This is a genomic window from Hydrogenophaga taeniospiralis CCUG 15921, assembly GCF_001592305.1.
Classification (GTDB): domain Bacteria; phylum Pseudomonadota; class Gammaproteobacteria; order Burkholderiales; family Burkholderiaceae_C; genus Hydrogenophaga; species Hydrogenophaga taeniospiralis.
In genome coordinates, this window is record NZ_BCWR01000008.1 from 213,178 (window position 1) to 235,380 (window position 22,203).

A 22,203-nucleotide genomic window follows, 5' to 3' on the forward strand; every position below is an offset into this window, starting at 1 on the left:
GTGCGCAGCGTTCGGTGCCGATCAGCGCAGCAGAGACAGCACGCCCTGGGGCAGCTGGTTCGCCTGGGCCACCATGGCGGTACCGGCCTGTTGCAGGATCTGGCCGCGCGACAGGTTGGAGGTCTCCGTGGCGAAGTCGGCGTCCATGATGCGGCCCCGCGAAGCAGCCTGGTTCTCGGCCGCGACCTGCAGGTTGGAGATCACGGCGTCGAAACGGTTCTGCACGGCACCGTAGGTGGCACGGGCGGTGGTGATCTCGTCGATGGCATCGTCGAGGTCGTCCATGGCGGCCAGGGCGTTGGTGTCGGAGGTGATGTCACCCGCCGTCACGGCGGCCACACCCGTGCCCGTGGTCAGCACGGTGGTTGCAACGTCGATCTGATCGGTGGTCACGTTGTTCGCACCCACCTGGAAGGTCAGGGTGGCGGCCGTGTTCAGCAGATCCACGCCGTTGAACTTGGTGCCCGTGAGCACGCGGGTGACTTCGTCGTTGAGCTGCTGGTATTCGGCGTTGAGGTTGGTGCGGTCCGACGTCGAGTTCGAGGCGTTGGCCGACTGCACGGCCAGTTCACGCATGCGCTGCAGCGAGTCACCGACCTTGCCCAGCGCGCCTTCAGCGGTCTGCGCCAGGGAGATGCCGTCGTTGGCGTTGCGGATGGCGACGTTCATGCCCTTGACCTGCGCGTTCATGCGCTCCGCAATGGCGAGGCCGGCGGCGTCGTCCTTGGCGCTGTTCACACGCAGACCCGAGGACAGGCGCTGCATGGAGGTGGCGAGGGAGCCCGCGGACGCATTCAGGTTGCGCTGGGCATTCAGAGACATCACGTTGGTGTTGATCGAGCTCATGTTTAACTCCTAAAAAAATGACAAAGTAGTCCGGCATCACTGCCAGTCCCAACGACAGCCATGTGGCTGGCCGCCATGACCGGAGCTTCCGTCGTGCCAAGCCGGTCAGGCCCTGTGGCCTCCGACCGTCTCGCCGCTTCTGCTTGCCGGACGACGAACCTTTTTAGAAGTCCGTTGAGTTCAATTTCGGTGGTCCGGGCCTATTCTTTAGCGCCCTGTTGCAAAGATTTCCTTGGATAAGCGTGGGATGGGTGTGCCATTTCTCGCGTTATCGCCGTTGCGTGGTGTGCGCAGCGCCTTCGGTGGGGGTACCGTTGGCCTGACATCGGCGCGCCGTCACATCTCTTGATGAGCGCGGGTGGGCAAGGCACCAGAACCACCACCACGCCCCGGCCCATGCCGGCCGCACCCGCCACCGGGGTCCGTCACCACACCCCGCCGCGTGTACCAACGATGTAAGAAAAAACCTGACACGCCACGGCGCTGTGCCTGACAGCTCAAACAGCCATTCGCCGATTCAAGAAATTTTTACGGTCGACACAATTAAACACATCGGGAAAGCAGATGTAAGCAAGTCGCTCACCAAGCCGACCCGGGACCTCAAGGAGAATTTCATGGACAGCGAACAACTCTTGGCCGAAATCCGCGAAGCGAACCTGACCTACCTGATGCTGGCGCAGAACCTGATTCGCAAGGACCGCGCCGAAGCCCTGTACCGCCTGGGCATCACCGAAGAGGCCGCCGACCTGCTGGGCATGCTCTCCACCGCCCAGCTCCTGAAGATCGCGTCGAGCAACATGCTGCTGTGCCGCTTCCGGGTGGACGACGACCTGGTGTGGAACCTGCTGACCAACCACAACGTGAAGAAGGTGGACAACACCACCACCACGCAGCTGCACGCCTCCATCCTGATGGCAGGCCGGTTTGCTGAGTCGATGGCTGCTGCACATTAAGAATCCCCCCGCGCCGCCTGCGGCGTCACCCCCCAGGGGGCGGCGCCTGAGGCCCGGCGAAGCCGGTTCCTCGGCGCCCTGGGTTGGCTGGCATCTCCTCGGTTTGTTACCTCTTCTCTCTCGGAGTCTCATCATGGCCACTGTCAAGAGCATCCTCACCGAGTCCCGCGACATCGAGCGCGCGGTGGCCCTGATTCAGCTGGGCGCGCGCCTGCAGGTGCTGGAGTACGAAACCGGTCTTTCTTATGAGCGCCTGCTGCGCCTGTACAAGGAAGTGGCCGGCAAGTCGCCGTCCAAGGGACAACTGCCGTTTTCGACCGACTGGTTCCTGACCTGGCAGCCCAACATCCACGCCTCGCTGTTCCTCAATATCCACGAGTACCTGTCCAAGACCAGCGAACTCGAAGAGATCGACACCGTGATCAAGGCCTTCCGCCTGTACAGCGAGCAGATGACAGCCAGCGCCATCGAGCCCCTGTTGTCCATCACCCGCGCCTGGCGCCTGGTGAAGTTCGTGGACAACGGCATGCTCACCTTGACCAAATGCTCCTGCTGCGGTGGCCACTTCGTCACCGAGCCGTACCAGAACCGCCATTTCGTGTGTGGCCTGTGCCAGCCGCCGGCGCGTGCGGGCAAGGGAAGTGCAAACGGCGGACTCCGCCTTCATTGACCCCCCCGCGCCGCACCTAAGGGCGCGTCACCCCCCAGGGGGCAACACCTGCGGCCCGGCAAAGCCGGTTCCGCGGTGTTCTGGGTTGGGGACACTTCGCTCCGATTGTTCAAAGTTTGAAAAGGACCCCCATACGGGTCCTTTTCGCATTCATGGGCTGGGGCGATCGCACCTAAAGTTGCTCAATGGAAAGTGCATTTGAACCCCTATGCACGCGCCGGCTGCGGTGGTGTCGCAGCCCAGGTCAGCGCGGAACCGGCTGTGCCGGGCCGCTGCTGGCGCCCCCTTGAGGGGGTGACGCCGAAGGCGGCGCAGGGGTGTTTTTTCTCTCAGGGTCTAGAACATGTTCGTCATCATCGGTTTCGTGATCTCGATGGTCTGCATCTTTGGCGTGTTCATTGGCCATGGAGGCAACATCGGTGTGGTGCTCGCGGCCTTGCCGTTCGAGCTGACCACCATCCTGGGCGCTGCGCTCGGCGCCTTCCTGATCAACAACCAGATGAAGGTGGTCAAGGCCTCGGCCAAGGGGCTGGCCAGCTGTTTCAAGGGCAGCCGCTACACCAAGGCGCGTTACATGGAACTCATGGCGCTGCAGTTCGACATCCTGCAGAAGGCCCGCAAGGAAGGCCTGATGGCCATCGAGCAGGACGTGGAGACCCCCGAGCAGTCGGCGCTGTTCAAGAAGTACCCCACCATCTCCGCCGACCACCACGTGGTCGAGTTCATCACCGACTACCTGCGCATGATGGTCTCGGGCAACCTCAACGCGCACGAGATCGAGTCGCTCATGGACGCCGAGATCGAAACCCACCACCAGGAAGCCCACGCGCCCGTGGCTGCCATCGCGCGCCTGGCCGGCGGCCTGCCGGCCTTCGGCATCGTGGCCGCCGTGCTGGGTGTGGTCAACACCATGGGCTCGGTGGGCCAGCCCCCGGCGGTGCTCGGCGCCATGATCGGTTCGGCCCTGGTGGGCACCTTCCTCGGCATCCTGCTGGCCTACGGCGTGTTCGAGCCGCTGGGGGGCCTGATGGATCAGAAGGTGGAAGAAAGCGGCAAGGAATTCGAGTGCATCAAGACCACCCTGCTCGCCAGCATGCAGGGCTACGCCCCCGCCACGGCCATCGAGTTCGGCCGCAAGGTGCTGTTCTCCGACGTGCGGCCCAACTTCATCGAACTCGAAGCCCACGTGAAAGGCAAAAAGTGAAAAGGATGAGCCACCCCCTGCGCCGCTTCGCGGCTCCCCCCTGGAAGGGGGGCGACATCTCGGTCCGGCAAAGCCGGCCCCTCGCTGTCTCTGGCAGAGACGTCGCTCCGGAGCGCGTGACTTGTTTCAGAACACTGCGGCGGGGCGGATCCACCTTTCCGGAGTGCGTGACTTGTCCAAGGGCACCGCGGAACCGGCTTTGCCGGGCCGCCAGTGCCGTCCCCCTAGGGGGAAGCCGCGTAGCGGCGCAGGGGGGGACACACCATGGCTGATGGTAAGAAGCTCCAGCCCATCATCGTCAAGCGCATCAAGAAAAGTGCGCACGTGCCGCACGGGGGCGCGTGGAAGATCGCCTACGCCGACTTCGTCACCGCCATGATGGCGTTCTTCCTGCTCATGTGGTTGCTGGGTTCGACCTCCCGGGGCGAGCTCAACGGTATCGCCGACTACTTCAACAACCCGGTGAAGGTCACGCTCATGGGCGGGGTCGGCACCGGCAACAGTGACAGCATCCTGCCCGGGGGCGGGCGCGACCTGAGCCAGACCTCGGGCCAGGTGGCCGGGGGCGAGGCCGAGCGCGCTGCCAGGCTCATGGGCGCGCAGATGGCGCGTGCCGAACTGGCCCGCAAGGAAGCCCAGCGCATCGACGCGCTGGAGAAGAAGATCACCGAGGTGATCGCCCAGAACGCCTCGATCGCCGAATACGGCTCGCAGATCCAGCTGGAGAAGACCGGCGACGGCCTGCAGATCCAGATCATGGACACCCAGAACCGGCCCATGTTCGACGTGGGCAGCGCGCTGGTCAAGCCGCACATGCGCGAGATCCTGCGCGAGATCGGCGCGGCCATCGGCGACATGGACAACCGCATCGCGCTCTCGGGTCACACCGACGCCACGCCCTACGGCAGCGGCACACGCGGCTACAGCAACTGGGAGCTCTCGTCCGACCGCGCCAACGCCTCGCGCCGCGAGCTGGTGGCCGGCGGCATGTCCGACGACAAGCTGGTGCGGGTGGAGGGGCTGGCGTCGAGCCGCCTGCACGACGAGGCCAACCCCACCGCCGCGGCCAACCGCCGCATCAGCATCATGGTGCTGACCAGCGAGGCCGAGCAGCGCCTGCTGCCCATGGCCGCACCCTCCAACGTGCCCTTTCCCATTCCCGAGACGGCACCCGCCCCCGGGGCGCTGCCCGTCCCGGCGCCCGGGGCGGCGCCCGCGCCCCTGACCGGGCCGGAGGCCGCCGAGGGGCTTCAGATTTCTCCCGAATTGCCGAAAACCCTTGCACAGGCCGGTGGTTGAAACCTCGCCGACCCGCTCCCTTGTCCCTTTTCCTCCCGCGGAGGTATCCATGTCCACCCCGATGAAGTTCCTGATCGTTGACGATTTCTCCACCATGCGCCGCATCGTGCGCAACCTGCTCAAGGAGATCGGGCACGCCGATGCCGACGAAGCCGAGGACGGCGTGATCGCGCTCAACAAGCTGCGCGACGGCAACTTCAACTTCGTCGTCTCCGACATCAACATGCCCAACATGAACGGCTTCGAGTTGCTGGCCAAGATCAAGCAGGACGACAAGCTCAAGCACCTGCCGGTGCTCATGGTGACGGCCGAGGCGCGCAAGGAAGACATCGTGATGGCCGCGCAGGGTGGCGCGGCCGGCTACATCGTCAAGCCCTTCACCAAGGCCACGCTGGAAGAAAAGCTCGCCAACATCTTCAAGAAACTCGGCCTGTAAGCCGCCGTCGGAGACATGCCATGACACACAGCGTTTCCAAAGAAGCTTCCGGCAGCCCGGAGATGTTCCAGCAGCTCGGCAACATCACGCGCCAGCTGCACGACGCGCTCAAGGAGCTGGGCTACACCGACAAGCTCAAGGGCACGGTCAACCAGTTGCCCGACGCGCAGAGCCGCCTGTCCTACATCGCGCGGCTGACCGGCGAGGCGGCGGAAAAGGTGCTCAACCACGTGGAGGCGGCCAAGATCGAGCAGACCCTGATCATCGAGCGCGGGCGCCAGCTCTCCGGCACCATCGCGGCCGTGCCCGGCCTGGCCAAGGCCATGCCCGAGCTGCTGCAGTGGTCCAAGGACGTGGTGGAGACCAGCGAAAAGAGCGATGCCCGCCTGACCGAGATCATGATGGCGCAGGACTTCCACGACCTCACCGGCCAGGTGATCGGCCGTGTGGTGCAGCTGGCCAGCACCATCGAAGAACAGTTGCTGGGCCTGCTGCTGCAGGCCGCGCCGTCCGGCCAGCCCGGGCATGACCAGGCCTACGAACTGGCCGGCCCGGTGGTGAACGCCGAAGGCCGCACCGACGTGGTGAACGACCAGAAGCAGGTGGACGACCTGTTAGCAAGCCTCGGCTTCTAGTCGGGGCTGATGGCCCACCCCCGCCGCGCTGCGCGCGACCCCCTCAAGGGGGCAACACCAGCGGCCCGGCAAAGCCGGTTCCGCGGTGTTCCGGGCTCAGGCACTTTTCTCCGGAGGCGTCTATGGCCGTTTGAGCTTCTGCTTCCGGAAAAGCGCCGTCAGAGGCTGCTTTATCGCGCTTTAGTTTTTCCCCCCCACTTCCACAATCTGACCCATCAACCCGATGAGTCAGAGCGATGGAATCCTCCAGTCAGGACAAGAACCTACCCGCCACCGCGCAGCGCCTGAAGAAGGCGCGTGCCGATGGCCAGGTTGCGCGCTCCAAGGATCTGTCGAACCTGGCCGTGCTCGGTGGTGGTGCGGTGGTACTCATGGCGCTCTTGCCCATGGGCTTCGAGATGCTGCGCGGCGGCCTGCAGCAGCAGCTGCGTTTTGACCACAGCATGCTGCAACAGCCCCAGCTCGTGCTGGAACGCCTCACCGCCGGTTTCGGTCAGGGGCTCCTGATCTACCTGCCGCTGGGCCTGCTGGTGGTGGCCATCGCCATCGTCACCGCCATCGCCTCGGGCAGCTGGGCGCTGAGCACCAAACCCATCGTGCCCGACCTCACGCGGCTCAATCCCCTGTCGGGCATCGGGCGGCTGTTCTCCAAGCAGCAACTGGTCGAGACCGCCAAGCTCGCCGGCGTCACCGCCGTGGTCGGCGTGGTGGCCTGGCGCTTCATCGCCTCCCATGTGCAGCCCTTCAGCACCTTGCTCATGCGCCCGCTCGAAGGCGCGCTGGGCCAGCTCGGCAGCTGGATGGGCACCGGCGTGGGCCTGCTGCTGCTGGTGGTGCTGTTCTTCGCCCTGGTCGATCTGCCGCTGCAGAAATTCCTGCACGCCAACCGCCTGAAGATGTCGCTCGAAGAGGTCAAGCGCGAGCACAAGGAAAGCGAGGGCGACCCCCACATGAAGGGCAAGCGCCGCCAGCGCCAGCGCGAGCTGGCCCAGCGCAACAGCGTGGGCGCCGTGCCGCGCGCCGACCTGGTGGTCATGAACCCGACCCACTACGCCGTGGCCATCCAGTACGACGACGCCACCATGAACGCGCCGCGTGTGATCGCCAAGGGTGCCGACCTGATCGCGCTGAAGATCCGCGACGTGGCCCGCGCCAGCCAGGTGCCGGTGCTGCAGGCGCCCATGCTGGCGCGTGCGCTCTACGCCCACGCCGAGATCGACGGCGAAGTGCCCTCCGCGCTGTACACCGCGGTGGCCCAGGTGCTGGCCTACGTGTACCAGCTCAAGGCCGCCCTCAAGGGCCAGGGCGCCATGCCCGGTGAGATGCCGGTGCCGCAGGTACCGCCAGAGCTCGATCCCCACTGGAAGAAACCCGCTAACGAGACCACACCATGAACGCACAACTGCAGATCCTGCGGCGCTGGTTCGGCCGCCACGCGGACTGGGCCAACGGCCTGGCCGCACCGTTGCTGGTCATCACCGTGTTGTCCATGATGGTGTTGCCGCTGCCGCCCTGGCTGCTCGACACCTTCTTCTCGCTCAACATCGCCCTGGCCCTGGTGGTGATGATGGTCTCGGCCTACATGCGCCGGCCGCTGGACTTCTCGGTCTTCCCCACCGTGCTGCTGCTGACCACGCTGCTGCGCCTGTCGCTCAACGTGGCCTCCACCCGGGTGGTGCTGCTCGAAGGCCACACCGGCCCGGGCGCGGCCGGCGCGGTGATCGAGGCCTTTGGCCACTTCCTGATTGGCGGCAACTTCGCGGTCGGCTTCATCGTGTTCGCGATCCTGGTGGTGATCAACTTCGTGGTGATCACCAAGGGCTCGGAGCGCATCGCCGAAGTCTCGGCGCGCTTTACCCTGGACGCCATGCCCGGCAAGCAGATGGCGATCGACGCCGACCTGAACGCCGGCCTGATCGACGAGGCCGAGGCCAAGCGCCGCCGCGCCGAAGTGGGCGACGAGGCGGAGTTTTTCGGCTCCATGGACGGTGCCTCCAAGTTCGTGCGCGGCGACGCCATCGCCGGCATCCTGATCCTGGTCATCAACATCATCGGTGGCCTGATCATCGGCGTGGTGCAGCACGGCCTGAGCGCCGGCGAAGCGGCCGACAGCTACATCCTGCTGGCCGTCGGCGACGCGCTGGTGGCGCAGATCCCCTCGCTGCTGATCTCGGTGGCCGCGGCCATGGTGGTCTCGCGCGTGGGCAAGGACGAGGACCTGGGTGGCCAGGTGATGAACCAGATGTTCATGTCGTCCAAGGTGATGGGCATCACCGCCGCCGTGCTGTTCATGCTGGGCATCGTGCCGGGCATGCCACACACCGTGTTCCTGATCTTCGCCATGATCACCGGCGGCATCGCCTGGTGGCGCCATCAGGAAGAGAACAAGCCCGCGCCGGTGACCACCGAGGCGCCCGCCCCGAGCGACGGCGAAGCCAGCTGGGACGACCTGCAGCCGGTCGATCTGCTCGGTCTGGAGCTGGGCTACCGCCTGATCGCCATGGTGGACAAGAACCGCGCGGGCGACCTGCTGACCCGCATCAAAGGCGTGCGCAAGAAATTCGCGCAGGAAGTGGGTTTCCTGCCCCCGGCCGTGCACGTGCGCGACAACCTGGAGCTGCGCCCCAGCGCCTACCGCATCACCCTGCGTGGCGTGGTGGTGGGCGAGGGCGAGGTGTTCCCCGGCATGTTCCTGGCCATCGACCCCGGTGGTATCGGCACCCCGCTGATCGGCACCCCCACCACCGACCCAGCTTTTGGCCTGCCGGCGCACTGGATCGAAGAGAAGCAACGTGAAAACGCGCAGATGGCCGGTTTTACCGTGGTTGATTCCGAGACTGTGCTGGCCACGCATCTTTCACACTTGATGCAAGTCCAGGCGGCCAAGTTGCTGAGCCGGACAGAGACCCAGGAACTGGTCGAACACGTGACCCGCCTGGCCCCCAAACTGATCGAAGAGGTCGTGCCCAAAATGGTCTCCGTCGCCACCTTCCAGAAAGTGCTGCAGCTGCTGCTGGAAGAGTCGGTGCACGTGCGCGACATCCGCACCATCATCGAAGCCCTGGCCGAACACGCGCCGCACACCACCGACCCGGTCGAACTGGCCCGCCGCGTGCGCATGGCGCTCTCGCCGGCCATCGTGCAGCAGATCTACGGCTCGGTGAAAGAACTCGAAGTGATCGCCATCGAACCCGGCCTGGAGCGGCTGCTGATGCAGGCGCTCTCGGGCGCGGCCAGCGGCGCGCTGGATCCGGGCGTGGCCGAGATGCTGAGCAAGTCGGCCTCCGACGTCGCCAACCGGCAGGAAGAAAAGGGCGTGCCCGCCTGCCTGCTGGTGCCCGACGCGATCCGCAACGCCATGTCGCGCCTGCTGCGCCGCGCCGCGCCGCGCCTGCAGGTGCTGGCGCACAGCGAAATTCCTGACACCCACCTCATCCGTATTGGCCCGATTCTTGGGGAGCTTGCAGCATGAACATCCAGCGTTTCACCGCCCCGACCTCGCGCGAGGCCATGGCCAAGGCCCGCCTCACCTTCGGCGACAGCGCCGTCATCCTCTCCACCCGCTCCACCGACGGGGGCTTCGAGGTGATGGCCGCCGCCGAAGAAAGCCTGGCGCCCGTCGCGAGCCCCACGCCCCAGGCCGTGCGCGGCGAGCGCGCGCAGCCGGCGCGCAGCCGCCTGGCGCCGGCCACCGAATCGGTGGAGAGCGACACCGAGACGCTGTCCATGAGCACGCTCTCGTTCCAGGAGTACGTGCGCGAACGCATGCTGCGCAAGCGCCGCGCCGAGCAGGCGGGCGAAGCGCCCCAGGCCGAGGCCGCACCCATGCCCGCACCCGCCGAACCGCGCCGCGCCGCGCCGCGCGCCGAACCGATCCACATCCCGGTGCAGCGCTTCAACGCGCCCCCGCCGCCCCCGGTGGCCACCCCGATGCCGGCACCGATCCGCACCCGCCCGGTGGTCAACGCCGCGTGGGAAGACTCGCAGCCCGCGCCGCGCCTGGCCGAGCGCGCCGACAGCAGCGTCGCCGTGGAGCTCTCGGCCCTCAAGGACATGATCGAAGAGCGCTTCAACACCCTGGCCTGGCTGGGTTCGTCCAAGCAGAACCCGATCCAGTCCGGCCTGATGCTCAAGCTCATCCGCTCCGGCTTTTCGCCGGCCATGGCGCGCTCCGTGCTGGAGCGCATGCCGGTCGACGCTGCCGCGCCCGAGGCCATGCGCTGGGTCATGGACGTGCTGGCGCGCAACCTGCGCACCGCCAGCCCCGGCGCCGGCTTGTGCGACGAAGGCGGCGTGGTCACCCTGATCGGCGCCACCGGCGTGGGCAAGACCACCACCGCCGCCAAGCTCGCCGCCCAGTGCGTCAAGCAGTACGGCCCCGCTTCCGTGGGCATGATCACGCTCGACACCTACCGCGTCTCGGGCTACGAACAACTGCGCACCTACGGCCGCATGCTCGGCGTGGTGGCCCACCTGGCGCACGACCGCGCCGCGCTCAAGGACCTGCTCAACCTGCTGGCCAACAAGCGCATGGTGATCGTGGACACCGCCGGCCTGGGCCAGCGCGACCAGCGCATCCAGGACATGCTCGACGTGCTGGACATGCCCAAGGTCAAGAAGACCCTGGTGCTCAACGCCAGCTCGCACGGCGACACGCTCGACGACGTGCTCACCGCCTTCAAGGCCCGCACCCTGCACGGCGTGGTGCTCTCCAAGGTGGACGAGGCCGTCAAGCTCGGCCCGGCCCTCGATGCCCTGATCCGCCACCAGGTGGTGCTGCGCGGCGTGGCCAACGGCCAGCGCGTGCCCGAAGACTGGCAGAACCCCGAGGCCAACGCGCTGGTGCGGGTGTCCATGGGCACCGACGGCAAGTCCGCCTTCGATCCGCAGTCCACCGACATGGGTTTCTATTTCGCCCAGGCTTCGAGCCTCGGCCTCGACCTGGGAGCCTCGCATGTTTGATTTCGGTTTCGACCAGGCCGCCGGCCTGCGGGCCGAACCCGCCCGCGCCAGTGGCCCCAGCGTGATGCCGGTGGCCAGCCCCGCGCAACCCGCGCGCGCCTACGAGCTGCTGTGCACCCTGGCGGCCCACCTCAGCGCGCTCGGCCGCGAGGTCGTCATCATCGACGCCACCGCCAGCGAAACCCCGGTGCGCCGTGGCAACGACGGTGCCCACCTGGGCCTGCTGCACGCCATGCACGACCCCTCCATCTGCGGCCTGGCCCGCTCGGGCGAGGGCGTGGACTGGCTGGTCATGCCCGGCGCGCTCGGCATGCAGGCCCTGCAACAGACCGCCCAGGCCTCGGGCGGCGCGGTGGCGCTCTCGCGCCTGCTCGCCCCCTTCGGGCCGCGCGCGCTGGTGCTGCTGTTCGCGCCCCCGCAAGGCCTGGCCACGCTGTTGGCCGGCCTGCCCGCCCGCGCGCTGGTGCCGGTGCTGCCCCAGCCGCAGGCCAGCATCGACGCCTATGGCGCGATCAAGCTGCTGCACGCCGCCGGCGTCTCGCCGGTGCTCGCGCCGCTGGAGCAGGGCCTGGCGCCCGAGGCGGTGCCGCTGCAGCAGGTGGTGGACACGGTGGCCGACTGCGCGCAGCGCTACCTGGGCCTGCCGCTGGATACCTGGCCGCTGAACACCTGGGGCCTGCGCGTGCAGGAAAGCGCGCTCACCCGCTGCGACCCCCGCGCTGGCGCCCCCGCCGGGCTGTGGCAGCCCCACTTTTCCGCCCCGCAGGCCGGCCGCGCCGCGACCGCCCACACCACATGGAGCTGACGACGATGTACACCGCCAAAGGCACCCTCAACCGGGACGACCAGTTGCGCAAATACAGCCCGCTGGTGCGTCGCCTGGCCCACCACATGATCGCCAAGCTGCCGCCCAGCGTGGAGCTCGACGACCTGATCCAGGTCGGCATGATCGGCCTGACCGAAGCCATCGCGCGCTTCGAGCCCGCGCAGGGCGTGCAGTTCGAGACCTTCGCCAGCCAGCGCATCCGCGGCGCCATGATCGACGAGCTGCGCGAGGGCGACTGGATGAGCCGCGGTTCGCGCAAGAGCCAGAAGGACATCGAAGGCGCCGTGCACCGCCTGCAGCAGAAGCTGCACCGCCCGCCCATGGAGTCCGAGATCGCCAAGGAACTGGGCATGGAGCTGGCCGAGTACCAGCACCTGCTGGCCAAGGTGCGCGGCACCCAGCTGGTGTACCTGGAAGACATCAGCGGCCACGGCGATGACGAGGACAGCTTCCTGGACCGCCACATGGGCGACACCGAGGCCGAACCCTCGGCCGTGCTGCAGGACCACCGCATGCGCACCGCCCTGGTGGCCGCCATCAAGGTGCTGCCCGAGCGCGAGCAGCACATCATGAGCATGTACTACGAGCACGACATGAACCTCAAGGAAATCGCCGCCGTGCTCGGCGTGACCGAGTCGCGCATCTGCCAGCTGCACAGCCAGTCCATCGCACGCCTGCGGGCCAAGCTGCGGGAGCATTGAGGTCTGGCTCGGGCGTCGACGCGCGTCTTGCCGCTGCTTTGACGAATGCGCCTTTTTTGCACCCAACGCACGAGCAACCGACATGCACACAGCCAGAAGACTCAAGTTCACGCAGGTCGTTTTCACCGGCGATCTGCTGCGGCCCTTTGCCCATGGAAGCGAATGGGAAAGCGCCACATGGAAAAACATCCGATGGCTGCAGGCCCACGTCGCGCCCCATCTCGAGCGGTTGGGCGTCGATCACAGATCCTTGACATGGGATCCGCACCTCAATCCGAAAAAGAGCACCTACTTTGATACGCCCGCGCTGTATGACCGTCTCGGGCTTGAACTGGGCATGGTCAGCTGGACGATCCTGGCATCCCTGAAGTCAGCGCCAGCGGCCCTGATCGATCAACTCGCGCCAACGGTCAAAGATGCACTGGTCATCGGCTACGAGATGCCCGACCTGATGTTGGACGCCCTGACGGAACTGGGGGTGCCCTACATCGATGTGGTCTTGCATGCTGTGCGGTTCATGCCGGACCTGATGTTTGCCATGCGAACCAACCATCCGGATCTGCACGAGTCGCTATCGTTCAACAGGGTTCAGGAAGCCGATATCCTGAGCCGAGCCGCCGACATCAAGGCCAAGGCGGCCTGGATGTCTGCCCCCGTCGACGCAGCTCCAGGCTCCCTGGTGATCTTCGGACAGGTCCACGGCGACCGGTCGCTGGTCGCAACCGAGGGTGGCGGATTCTGCAGCCTGGAAAGCCATCTGCAGGAACTGGTCGAGCTGTGCCATTCGCATGCGCATGCGTACTTCAAGCCGCACCCCTATGACGTTCAAGAAAGCCCCTCCGTCCGGGCCATTCGCCACATAGGCTCTGTGGAGTTCACCTCTGCCAATGCGTACCACCTGATGGCACAGGACAACATCAGGACCATCGCCGCCTTGAACTCCAGTTGCCTGTTCGAAGCCCGCTATTTCGACAAAGAGACGGTGCGTTTCAAACCCTGTCTCTATGACTTCGATGCCCACCATGGCCCTCGCGATGGTCTCCCGGGAGCGCTCCTTTCCCAGACACCTTCATGGCTGGACGCGGCATTCTGGGGGGAGCTGCTGTCACTTGAGACGGCGCCATCGCTGGCCGTCGCGCAATGGATGCCCGATCGACTGCGCAGAAGCATGAACGCGGACTGGGGCTATGGGCAGATTGGCAAGGTGGTGGCATGAACACGTTGGCTTATTCAGATCCGGATGAGGCGCTGGCCCACTTGCTCCAGTGCGCGCAGGAAGTGCCCGCCGCCGACTTGCTGCCCAACGCGCAAGCGGCGATCAACGGCTTTCCCCACGACGCCCGGCTGCGAACGATGCAAGCGATTCTTCATCGCGCGTGTGGACAACCCGAGGCAGCCCTGGACGCCAGCTGGAAGGCACTGGTGCTCTCCCCGAAGGATGAAATTGCACGGCAGGAACTGCTGTTCTGTGTGTCCGAACAGGTGGGGTTGGCCCCTTCCGACGGACACGACTTCTCTCTGGAAAGCGGCGAGCGTCAGACAGCCCCCCATATCCATGGCATTCGCGCCGATCACCGTGCCAGGTATGCATGGGCTGCCCGGCTGCTGCGCAGCCACTTCCGGGACAGCTCCCGCCTCACAGGACTGGATGCCTTTTGCGGGAACGGCTACGGCAGCCGGATGATCAGCCAACTGACCGGATCGCGCGTGATCGGGATCGATGGCTCCACCGAAGCCGTGGAACTGGCCGAAAGACACTACGGCAACCATCGGGTGGCGTTTGGGCAGGCCGTATTTCCTTTCGAACTGACGCCCGGTTTGTTCGATTACGCGGTCTCCTTCGAATCGGTCGAACACGTTCCCGACAGCGAAGCACTGCTGGCACAGATCTGCCGTTCCACGAAGGGCCCTGTGTTCCTGTCGGTCCCGAATGAGCGAGCCCTTCCCCATGCCGACTTCTCGGCCCAATTCGGCTTCCACTGTCGTCACTTCACATCGGAAGACATCTGCCAGTTCATGCGCCGTCTGGGCTTCCCATGCGTGCTGGCCAGTGCCGGACAGCAGGTGTATCGGGTGCAAGACAAGCGATTGGCGGGTCTGCTGCCCGAGAGCCAGATGCACTTGCGCCCCCTGACAGACAACAGTCAATTCATCATGCTCATGTTCTCGCGTGAAGGCGGACAAGCAGGCGGACAGACCGCGAACCCTGCCCTGCAAGGAGTCCTCGGATGAAGCTCAACGTCGGCTGCGGCAACGTGCATCGCCTGGATGGATACGTGCACGTGGATGCCAGGGAAACGCCGATCACGGACCTGGTCTGTGATGCATGGGCGATCGATCTTCCACCAGGACAAGTGACCGAGGTCTACTCCCGTCACATGCTGGAGCACCTGCCCCGACACCAGGCGATCCTGACCCTGCGCTCATGGTTTCAGCTGCTGGCACCCGCGGGACGTTTGCACATCATTGTTCCGGACATTCTTTTTCATGCCAGGCAACTGCTGGGGCTGGAATCCAGCGTCTTTCCCGATCAATATGAGCATGCGATGGCCGGGTTCTATGGCTGGTGTGATCCGGACCGTGGTGGCGACATCCATGACAGCCACCGCTGGGGATACTCATTCGAGACGCTGGCCGCACACCTGCAAGAGATCGGATTCACGGGTGTCCGACAACTCCAGCAAGGCAAAGACAGCGAGCCCTGGCACCTCAATGTCGAGGCATTCAAGTAGGTGCATCACCCATTGCCATGGACCGGGCGGTGACCGTCCATGCCGCGCAGGCCTTCCATGTGAGGCCCTTCATACCGGCTCCTTGATGGGGCTGGATGCGGTGAGGATCGTTTCGTAGGGAGCCGCTGCTTCGTGGGCGCTGTGCGAAGCAGCATCGGTTGATTCGGCCCGCGCCAGCACCGGGCGGAACACCACGCGGATCATGAATTTTCCGTGTTCCTTCGAGCCACAGGCTGGGAAATACATCATGCCGCCAGGGCTGAACTTGACCAGCGTGCCTTCGACCTGTTCCAGGCCGTCGAGGAGCACGGCCTCGCCCAGCGCCAGGTCTTCGCCCGGTTCCTTGTCGTCCAGTGGCACCTTCTGGATGCTGTCGAGCTGCAGCCACTCGTGGGTCTGCCCCAGCAGCAGGCTCTGGTCGAAGGCGGCGCTCATGGGCAGGTGCAGGCGGTAGTAGCCGTCGTAGGTGGCGGTGGCCAGCGTCTGGACGAGGGCGTGCTGGTCGCGGTTCGCGATCAGCGTCGGAATGCTGGTGGTCCGGAAGCTGGCTTCGGACGGTGCGAGGCTGTAGCCAAAGCGCTGCGCCGACAGCAGCGTGGTGGCCAGCGAGATGTCCATCTGCCGCATCTCCATGGGGTAGCTGATGCGCATCGCCTTGAGTTCCTGGGTCATGAGGGCGAAGCCCTCCTTGCGGTACTCGTGGATGCCGGCTTGCAGGTTGGCCGTGGGCAGCAGCAGGTCGGTCCCCAGGTTGAAGTCGAACTCGAACGCGGAGAGGCAGGCGATCTCTGGTGCGCTGGGGAAGTAGAGCAGTCGGCCGAGGTCGGCCGCCGCCTGCTGCGCCAGCTCCAGCGGCGTCTGGCGCGGTTGATGGCGCTCGGGTGTGCGCGCCATGTCGGCCACGAAACGCAGGCAGGCCGCCTGGATGTCGGCCACCACCTCCGACTGAGGACGCGCGGTATTGGACTGGCTTCGGATGGGTTCACCCTGTTCGGTGTAGTCCACCGTGCTGGCCTCGGGCGTGGTGCACATCATCTCGAACAGGCCGATGTACGCCGTCATGGCCAGGATCAGGCGTTCGTCGGCCCAGCTGGCATCGATCAGGCCCTTGCGGTCGGTCTGCTGGCCCTTGACGCGGCTCGCGATCAGGTAGAGGCCGAAGAGATCGACATCCATGGCCTGCTTGAACACCGGGGCCAGGCGGGTCTGTGCCGTGCCGCTGTAGCCGAGGTCCACCAGGACCAGGGTCTCTCCCGGTGCCAGACCGGTGCGCTGCCTGACATGGGTGAACATGCGCTCGCGAAAGGCGGCCGATTGCTGGAACACCAGTTTCAAGGTGTCGTCGCGCAGCACCAGGCGGGTGAAGGTTTGGGTCGGCTGGTCCGATCGGGTGGCCTGGTCCAGCAGCGCCTGGGCCTTCGATGGTGGAAGCAGCAGTTGTTTGGCCATGGCCGGCATGGAGCTCTCCGACAGGCTGCCCGCCAGCAGCTGGACCACGTCGGCCTTGGTCTGCAGCGAGGAGGCGATGGCGGTGAATCGCGAGACGTTGATCTGATGCAGGCCCTCGGCGCCCATCAGGACCTCGCACACCTTCGCGGGCAGGTAGCCGTCGCGCAGCAGAAAGGCGATCTTGACCAGCTTGCCGGCCGCCTGGAGCGCCTGAATTTGCTGCTCGATGAAGCGGCCGAAGCTGTACAGAATGGGGCCCAGCGAGCGGTAGCCGATCTGCTGCGCCGCGCTCAGCGTTTCTGTATCGGTCGCCGCCAGCAGGCCGTGAAAGTAGCTGGGCAGCGCGTGCGTGTGGCGCAGCTCGGGCATGAGCTGAACGGCGGCGCTGGCGCGCTGCTCCAGCTGGCTGGTGACGGACGCCGGATGTTGTCGCAGCCAGGCCGAGGCGATGCCATGCCGTGCCGGGCCTTGCAGGTCGGCGTGGCGGTTGTCCCCCAGATGAAACACCTGTTGCGGCTGGACTTTTTCCCGCCGCAGCACCTCTTTCCAGATGCCCGAGGTCTTGGAAGCACCGACATCGCAAGAGCAATAGATGTGCGAAATGGCGTCGGCGGTCTCTCCCATCAGGGCGCCGAGCATGTGGCCGAGCTGCTTGCCGGTGAAGTAGATGTCGCTCACCACGATCACGCGCAACCCCTTGGCGCGCGCGCTCCGGATCAATCGCGCGATCGGTTCGAAGATGAAGGCGTGTGCGATCTCGCAGGCGATTTCGACTTCGCCGGCCTCGGCGATGCCTTGGGGGTCTGCGTGCGGCAGCAGTTCCCGGTGGATGTCTTCCAGGGTGATTTCGCTGATGCCGGTGAGCAGCTGCTTGCGGCGGCGCAGTTCCGATTCACCTTTGGCCCGCAAGGCGGCGGTGATACCGGCCGAACGGAAAGGCTCCAGCGACTGCAGGCTGAAAAACACATCGGTCGGACGGGCCACCTTGCGCCACAGGATGGTGTCAAAACAATCGAGCGAAAGGACCTTGGTCTGGGGCGGGAGCTGCTCCAGCAAGGTGTCCAGTTCGTGAGCGCCAATTTCTTGATTCATGGGGGGAGACTTCCTGCCGGGCGTGGAGCCGTGGGGTGAAAGTCAATGTAGCAGCGCGCTTTCGGGCTGAAGCCCTGAACACATTGCCCTGAAGACGGTTGTTCGGACGATTGGCCCGGGGGCCGGGCGAACTGCGGGCAGGATTCGTTGCATGGGTTGCTGGAATCGGCCCGATGTGTTGTTTTTTCTGTGAATTTCCCAGCCGAATGACGCGCGAGCGCAATCGATTGCTGAATGTGGTGTTTTTGAATGTAACAATCGCCGCAAATTTTTTCCACCAACCGGTGGTCAAAAGTTATCCGCTTTCAGGGAGTTTCATGGAATCCGCTTCTCGCGTGGGGCAACGTACGCCCACTGTTTTGCTTGGTCTGGTGGCGCTCCTCGCGCTGGCCTCTTGTGGCACCCTGACCGGCATCCCCGCCCACGGCGGGGGTAAACGCTTTGCCACCGAACAACGCCTGGTGTCGGCCAGCATCCGGGCCGCACTCAAAGACATCGACGTCACTGCGCTCAGGGGCAAGCGCGCTGCCCTGGTGTTCGACCTGGTGGCCGACGAAGGCGGCGGCACCCTGTCGGGTGGCCGCTGGACCCCGGGCCTCTTGTTCAGCGCGGGCAGTGTGCTCAGCCCGGTGACCACCACCAGCAACGCCTTCCAGGTGTTCAACCTGGCCGAATCGGGCGGCAACTACAGCAACAGCGGCTCCAGCGGTGGCACCACCACCGTCAGCACCACCTTGCAAAGCGGCAGCAACACCAGCAGCGGCAGCAGCACCCAGCAAGGCAGCTCGTCCAGCAACGGCAGCAGCACCAGCGACGGCAGCACCAGCAGCAGTGGTACCAACACCAGCTCTGGCTCGAACACCAACACGAGCAACACCACCAATACCGGCACCAGCTCAGGTGGCAGCACCAGCACCACCGGGGGTACCACCACCAACAGCAACTTCAACCAGACCGACAGCAGCACCAACGCCACCACCGGCAGTGGCACCAGCACCAGCAGTGGGACCAACACACAGAACACCACCAACACCGGTAGCGGCACCACCACCCAGGACGCCACCAGCAGTGGCAGCGGCACCAACAACAACACCGGCAGCAACAGCGGGACCAGCACCACCACCTCGACCAGCAGCAACAACGGCGGAAGCACCACCCGGGGCGGCTTCAACAGCCAGCGCCAGACGGTCAGCCCAACACCCAGCGAAACCACCAGCGTGACCGAGGGCACCCGGCGCGAGCACACCGCCACGCTGCAATACAAAGGCCTGGGCGACTATCAGAACTTCAACGTGCCCAAGAGCGATGCCAGCCTGCTGATGGGATTGGTTCGCAACTACCTGCTGTTCAGCGGCGTCATTCCCACCACCCCGACCGACCCCAGCGCCGAGGTGCTGGTCTACATCACGGTGGACATCTTTGGCACCGTGCGCAGCCGCTTCGATGCACTGGTCTACAACAACGAAACCGTCAAGGCCGAAACCAGCTTCGAGATCAGCGCTTTTGACCGCGAGGGAAAGCTCATCATGCGCCCCCAGGTGGCCAACCGCGAATCGCAGTACCGCGAGCACTACCTCATGTGGGCCGGCCCCGTCACCACGAACGAGCGCGTCGACCAGGGCCAGGGTCTGCTGGTCGACTTCACCGATGTGGACGGCAGCAAGGCCAGCTACAACGCCGCTGCGCCGGTTGAACGCACCCACCTGTTGGGCAAAAACTGAACAGCCGGCCCGTCCGCACGGATGGGCGTTCATCGTCATATGGGGAGGAATACAAACGCGCGCACTGCCTGCTTCGAAACCCGGTGGGATGGCCACCCTCCCCCGACGACTCACGATCACTTCACTTCACTTCACTTTAGGGAAACTTCTATGACCACGATCCAGTGGCGAATCTCTACCGCCGCAGCGCTTCTTTTCGTCTCCACCGCCAGCTTCGCCATCGAACCCGACCAGCGGGCGCTGGAGCTGGCGCTGTCTTTGTCTGCCCAGGCTCCGACCGTCATGGAGAAGAGCGGTGTGGACCAGCGTGCTGCCGCACAAGCGGCCCTGGTCAACGAGGCGAGCAAGGCGCAGTCCACCGACACGAACGCCCAACAACAAGGAGCGAAATGATGTTTGCACGGAACAAGAAATTTCTTGCTGCTTGCTCGGTGGTGGTGCTCTCCATGGGGTTGCAGGCCTGTGGTGGCGGGTCCTCATCGGACGCCGACACCTCGGCCGAAGTGCCTTCGTTTGCCGGTACCTATGACGTGACGCTCAGCAAGACCTCGGACAGCTGTGCAACGGGCCTTGACAAGTCCTTCAAGGTTGTTCAGACCGTGACCCAGTCCGGCCGCGCCATCACCCTGGTCAGTAACGCTGTCACTCTGCAAGGCTCGGTGGACGCGGACAACGCCGGTCTGTCGGCATCGTTCCAGAACACGACCAATGGCGTGCTTGTGACCACCACCACGGTCTATCGGAGCACCGCTACCCCGGGGCTGTACGGAGCCGGGTTCTCCGTGGTGGCAAAGTCCGGCAACGAGACCTGCTCGGTGAGCTACAACGGCCAGGCCAAGCTGAAGTAAGCCGCTTTCTGAATGGGGCAACCGACCGGCGCCTATACCGGTGGTTGCCCCTTGATCGATTGCTTCACGGGCGCTGAGGGTCCGTGCTGCGATAGGTGGGTTTCATTGAATCAAGAAAAAAAACTGGAGGATTTCATGAAGAAAATTTGTGCACTCGTGCTGGGCCTCGCAGGCCTGGTATCCACGCCCGCCATGGCTGAAGTGCCTGGCTCGGCCGCTGCGGCCAACTGCTTTACTGCCATGTCCAACACGCTCTATGAAGTGTGGCCAGGTGTGCAGGCGCTCAAGGTGGGCAGGTTTCTCAACGACGCAAATCGCGTCCACCTCAATTCGCTCGATTCGAACGAAATCAGCCAGCTGTGCAGTACCCAGGGCTGGCATCTGTCCACCTGGGGCAGCAATGTGCTGCACAACTTCCGCGCTTCGGCCCATGCGTTTCAGGGCGGTGTTCCTGTGTATCGGTTCCGGCACAAAATCATTGGCAGTTATTTCTACACGTCGAACTACGCCGAATACATGAACACGCTGAATCAGCCGGCTCACTGGGTGTCCGAAGGCGTTGCGTTCTATGTGCCAGATATTCACAGCGCCCCCATGCTGCTCGACCAGACCGACCCGCAGACGGGTGAGGTCAAGCGGGTCAGCCAATACCCGCTCGCGTGCGCCCGCCAGATGCCTCCCCGCGAAGACTTCGTCAGTATCCACTGCGAAGAGGTGCCCGCACCCAGCACCGGTCTCACGCCGGTGTACCGCTTTTACAGCCCGAGTCGTGGTCACTTCTACACGGCCATCTTCGATGAGGCGGTGTCCGTGAACGCGAACAGGGCCACCAATACCTATCAATACGAAGGCGTGGCATTCTGGGCATTCAGCCATGCAGCGTTGGTGAATCAGCCCGATCTCCCGGGCTGGATGACCGGGGTGTACTACTCCTACAGCGGACCTATCTTCTTCTGAAGCTGAGACCCCACTGCCAGACGGCTCGGCCCGTCTGGCAGTGAACAAGACCCATCCCCCAAGGAGCACACCATGAACATCGGCTCTCACCGTCACGTCCTCTCGGGCTTCGCGCTCGCCGTCCTCACGGCCGTGGCGGCCGGCCCCGTGGCGGCTCAAACCACCCGCGCCAGCGCCGCCTCGGTCGAGAAACTCGTTGCCATCAACGGCGCGCAAAAGGCTCTGGAGCAGGCCGTTGGCGGCATCGAGACCCAGGTCAGGTCGCAGGTGGTCATGAGCCTCCTGCAGCAAAACGGTGGCGCGCCGCTCAACGCGCAGCAGCAGACCGCGGTCAACAAGGTCGTCCCCGCGGTTGGGGCCGTGCTGCGCCGTGAAATGGGCTGGCCAAACCTGAAAGACCCCTACGTCAAGCTCTACCAGGCCCAGCTCAACCAGGACGAGGTCAACCGCCTGATCAAGCTCTACGAAGACCCCGGCTACCAGACGCTGATGCAGAAGATGCAGACCGTCAACCTGCAATCGGCCCAACTGATCCAGCAACAATTGCCCGTCATCCTGCAGAAGATCCAGCCCGTGCTCGAAGACACCCTGAAAGACGCCTTGAAACAGTAACGGCGCCCCCAGCAATGCAGGCCGGGTGCGTAGACGGTTCATCCCTCGCGCACCCTTTTGACGTGGGCACACCGGCCCCTTGACGCAAGAAGAATTTCGGGAGGAGCGCGATGACACAAGAAGCAGACACGCGATCATTGGCGCTGTCGACAGCCCCCCATCAGAGGCCCGCGTTCTGGAAGCGCCTGATCGCCGGCCTGCTGATGCTGACGATCAACGTCAGCAGCTTCGCGCAAGCGGTCAGCCCGGTGCTGGGAGGC

General features: G+C 64.9%; 21 protein-coding genes. 19 read left to right on the forward strand and 2 right to left on the reverse strand.

All coding sequences use genetic code 11. The features are described 5' to 3' along the window. Positions 1 to 21 precede the first annotated feature (21 nt). Positions 22 to 846 (reverse strand): flagellin N-terminal helical domain-containing protein, encoded by an 825-nt coding sequence (locus HTA01S_RS12520; protein WP_068171752.1) that lies wholly within the window; start codon positions 844 to 846, stop codon positions 22 to 24. A gap of 614 nt (positions 847 to 1,460) precedes the next feature. On the opposite strand from HTA01S_RS12520, the gene flhD reads away from it, so the two are divergent. The 14 genes from flhD (at position 1,461) to HTA01S_RS12590 (ending at position 15,264) form a co-directional block, all read left to right on the forward strand. Further along, positions 1,461 to 1,799: a flagellar transcriptional regulator FlhD gene (gene flhD, locus HTA01S_RS12525; protein WP_068171754.1), complete on the forward strand. Its 339-nt coding sequence runs from the start codon at positions 1,461 to 1,463 to the stop codon at positions 1,797 to 1,799. A 133-nt stretch (positions 1,800 to 1,932) separates the two neighbouring features. Continuing rightward, complete coding sequence (flhC, locus tag HTA01S_RS12530) at positions 1,933 to 2,469, forward strand: flagellar transcriptional regulator FlhC (RefSeq protein WP_068171757.1); 537 nt, start codon at positions 1,933 to 1,935, stop codon at positions 2,467 to 2,469. Positions 2,470 to 2,812: 343 nt separating this feature from the next. Continuing rightward, positions 2,813 to 3,673: a flagellar motor stator protein MotA gene (gene motA / locus HTA01S_RS12535; RefSeq protein WP_068171759.1), complete on the forward strand. Its 861-nt coding sequence runs from the start codon at positions 2,813 to 2,815 to the stop codon at positions 3,671 to 3,673. A gap of 264 nt (positions 3,674 to 3,937) precedes the next feature. Continuing rightward, positions 3,938 to 4,972, forward strand: coding sequence for a flagellar motor protein MotB (gene motB / locus HTA01S_RS12540; protein ID WP_068171764.1), 1,035 nt, complete (start codon positions 3,938 to 3,940; stop codon positions 4,970 to 4,972). A gap of 49 nt (positions 4,973 to 5,021) precedes the next feature. Continuing rightward, positions 5,022 to 5,408: a chemotaxis response regulator CheY gene (cheY, locus tag HTA01S_RS12545; RefSeq protein ID WP_068171767.1), complete on the forward strand. Its 387-nt coding sequence runs from the start codon at positions 5,022 to 5,024 to the stop codon at positions 5,406 to 5,408. 20 nt (positions 5,409 to 5,428) lie between these two features. Continuing rightward, positions 5,429 to 6,043 carry a protein phosphatase CheZ gene (locus HTA01S_RS12550; RefSeq protein ID WP_068171770.1) on the forward strand — a complete coding sequence of 205 codons (615 nt, stop codon included), beginning with the start codon at positions 5,429 to 5,431 and terminating at the stop codon, positions 6,041 to 6,043. A 236-nt stretch (positions 6,044 to 6,279) separates the two neighbouring features. Further along, positions 6,280 to 7,437, forward strand: a complete 1,158-nt coding sequence (locus tag HTA01S_RS12555) for an EscU/YscU/HrcU family type III secretion system export apparatus switch protein (protein ID WP_068171773.1) — start codon at positions 6,280 to 6,282, stop codon at positions 7,435 to 7,437. Further along, positions 7,434 to 9,515, forward strand: coding sequence for a flagellar biosynthesis protein FlhA (gene flhA, locus HTA01S_RS12560; RefSeq protein WP_068171777.1), 2,082 nt, complete (start codon positions 7,434 to 7,436; stop codon positions 9,513 to 9,515). The genes HTA01S_RS12555 and flhA overlap by 4 nt, the downstream gene beginning before the upstream one ends. Further along, on the forward strand, positions 9,512 to 11,005 hold the full coding sequence (gene flhF / locus HTA01S_RS12565; protein ID WP_068171779.1) for a flagellar biosynthesis protein FlhF: 1,494 nt from the start codon (positions 9,512 to 9,514) through the stop codon (positions 11,003 to 11,005). Before flhA ends, flhF begins: the two co-directional genes overlap by 4 nt. Next, positions 10,998 to 11,810: a ParA family protein gene (locus HTA01S_RS12570; protein ID WP_068171782.1), complete on the forward strand. Its 813-nt coding sequence runs from the start codon at positions 10,998 to 11,000 to the stop codon at positions 11,808 to 11,810. Before flhF ends, HTA01S_RS12570 begins: the two co-directional genes overlap by 8 nt. A 5-nt stretch (positions 11,811 to 11,815) precedes the next feature. Then, positions 11,816 to 12,532 carry an RNA polymerase sigma factor FliA gene (locus HTA01S_RS12575; protein ID WP_068171784.1) on the forward strand — a complete coding sequence of 239 codons (717 nt, stop codon included), beginning with the start codon at positions 11,816 to 11,818 and terminating at the stop codon, positions 12,530 to 12,532. Between the two features lie 82 nt (positions 12,533 to 12,614). Further along, complete coding sequence (locus tag HTA01S_RS25235; protein WP_068171787.1) at positions 12,615 to 13,748, forward strand: hypothetical protein; 1,134 nt, start codon at positions 12,615 to 12,617, stop codon at positions 13,746 to 13,748. Continuing rightward, entirely contained in the window at positions 13,745 to 14,764 is a 1,020-nt protein-coding gene (locus HTA01S_RS12585; RefSeq protein ID WP_068171790.1) for a class I SAM-dependent methyltransferase, read from the forward strand. Before HTA01S_RS25235 ends, HTA01S_RS12585 begins: the two co-directional genes overlap by 4 nt. Beyond that, complete coding sequence (locus tag HTA01S_RS12590; protein WP_068171794.1) at positions 14,761 to 15,264, forward strand: class I SAM-dependent methyltransferase; 504 nt, start codon at positions 14,761 to 14,763, stop codon at positions 15,262 to 15,264. Before HTA01S_RS12585 ends, HTA01S_RS12590 begins: the two co-directional genes overlap by 4 nt. Before the next feature lie 69 nt (positions 15,265 to 15,333). Here the strand turns inward: HTA01S_RS12590 and HTA01S_RS12595 are convergent, their stop codons facing one another. Then, the gene (locus HTA01S_RS12595) at positions 15,334 to 17,805 is read right to left on the reverse strand and encodes an HAD family hydrolase (RefSeq protein ID WP_068171798.1); all 2,472 of its coding nucleotides are present in this window, start codon (positions 17,803 to 17,805) and stop codon (positions 15,334 to 15,336) included. Positions 17,806 to 18,122: 317 nt separating this feature from the next. On the opposite strand from HTA01S_RS12595, the gene HTA01S_RS25240 reads away from it, so the two are divergent. The 5 genes from HTA01S_RS25240 (at position 18,123) to HTA01S_RS12620 (ending at position 21,943) form a co-directional block, all read left to right on the forward strand. Then, on the forward strand, positions 18,123 to 19,526 hold the full coding sequence (locus HTA01S_RS25240) for a hypothetical protein (RefSeq protein ID WP_157572078.1): 1,404 nt from the start codon (positions 18,123 to 18,125) through the stop codon (positions 19,524 to 19,526). A gap of 150 nt (positions 19,527 to 19,676) precedes the next feature. Beyond that, positions 19,677 to 19,919, forward strand: a complete 243-nt coding sequence (locus HTA01S_RS12605; RefSeq protein ID WP_068171804.1) for a hypothetical protein — start codon at positions 19,677 to 19,679, stop codon at positions 19,917 to 19,919. Continuing rightward, a complete protein-coding gene (locus tag HTA01S_RS12610) occupies positions 19,919 to 20,374 on the forward strand; it encodes a hypothetical protein (RefSeq protein WP_068171806.1) in 456 nt (151 codons plus the stop codon). The genes HTA01S_RS12605 and HTA01S_RS12610 overlap by 1 nt, the downstream gene beginning before the upstream one ends. A gap of 105 nt (positions 20,375 to 20,479) precedes the next feature. Beyond that, positions 20,480 to 21,331, forward strand: a complete 852-nt coding sequence (locus HTA01S_RS12615; protein ID WP_157572079.1) for a hypothetical protein — start codon at positions 20,480 to 20,482, stop codon at positions 21,329 to 21,331. A 72-nt stretch (positions 21,332 to 21,403) separates the two neighbouring features. Beyond that, positions 21,404 to 21,943: a DUF2059 domain-containing protein gene (locus HTA01S_RS12620; protein WP_068171813.1), complete on the forward strand. Its 540-nt coding sequence runs from the start codon at positions 21,404 to 21,406 to the stop codon at positions 21,941 to 21,943. Positions 21,944 to 22,203: the final 260 nt, after the last annotated feature.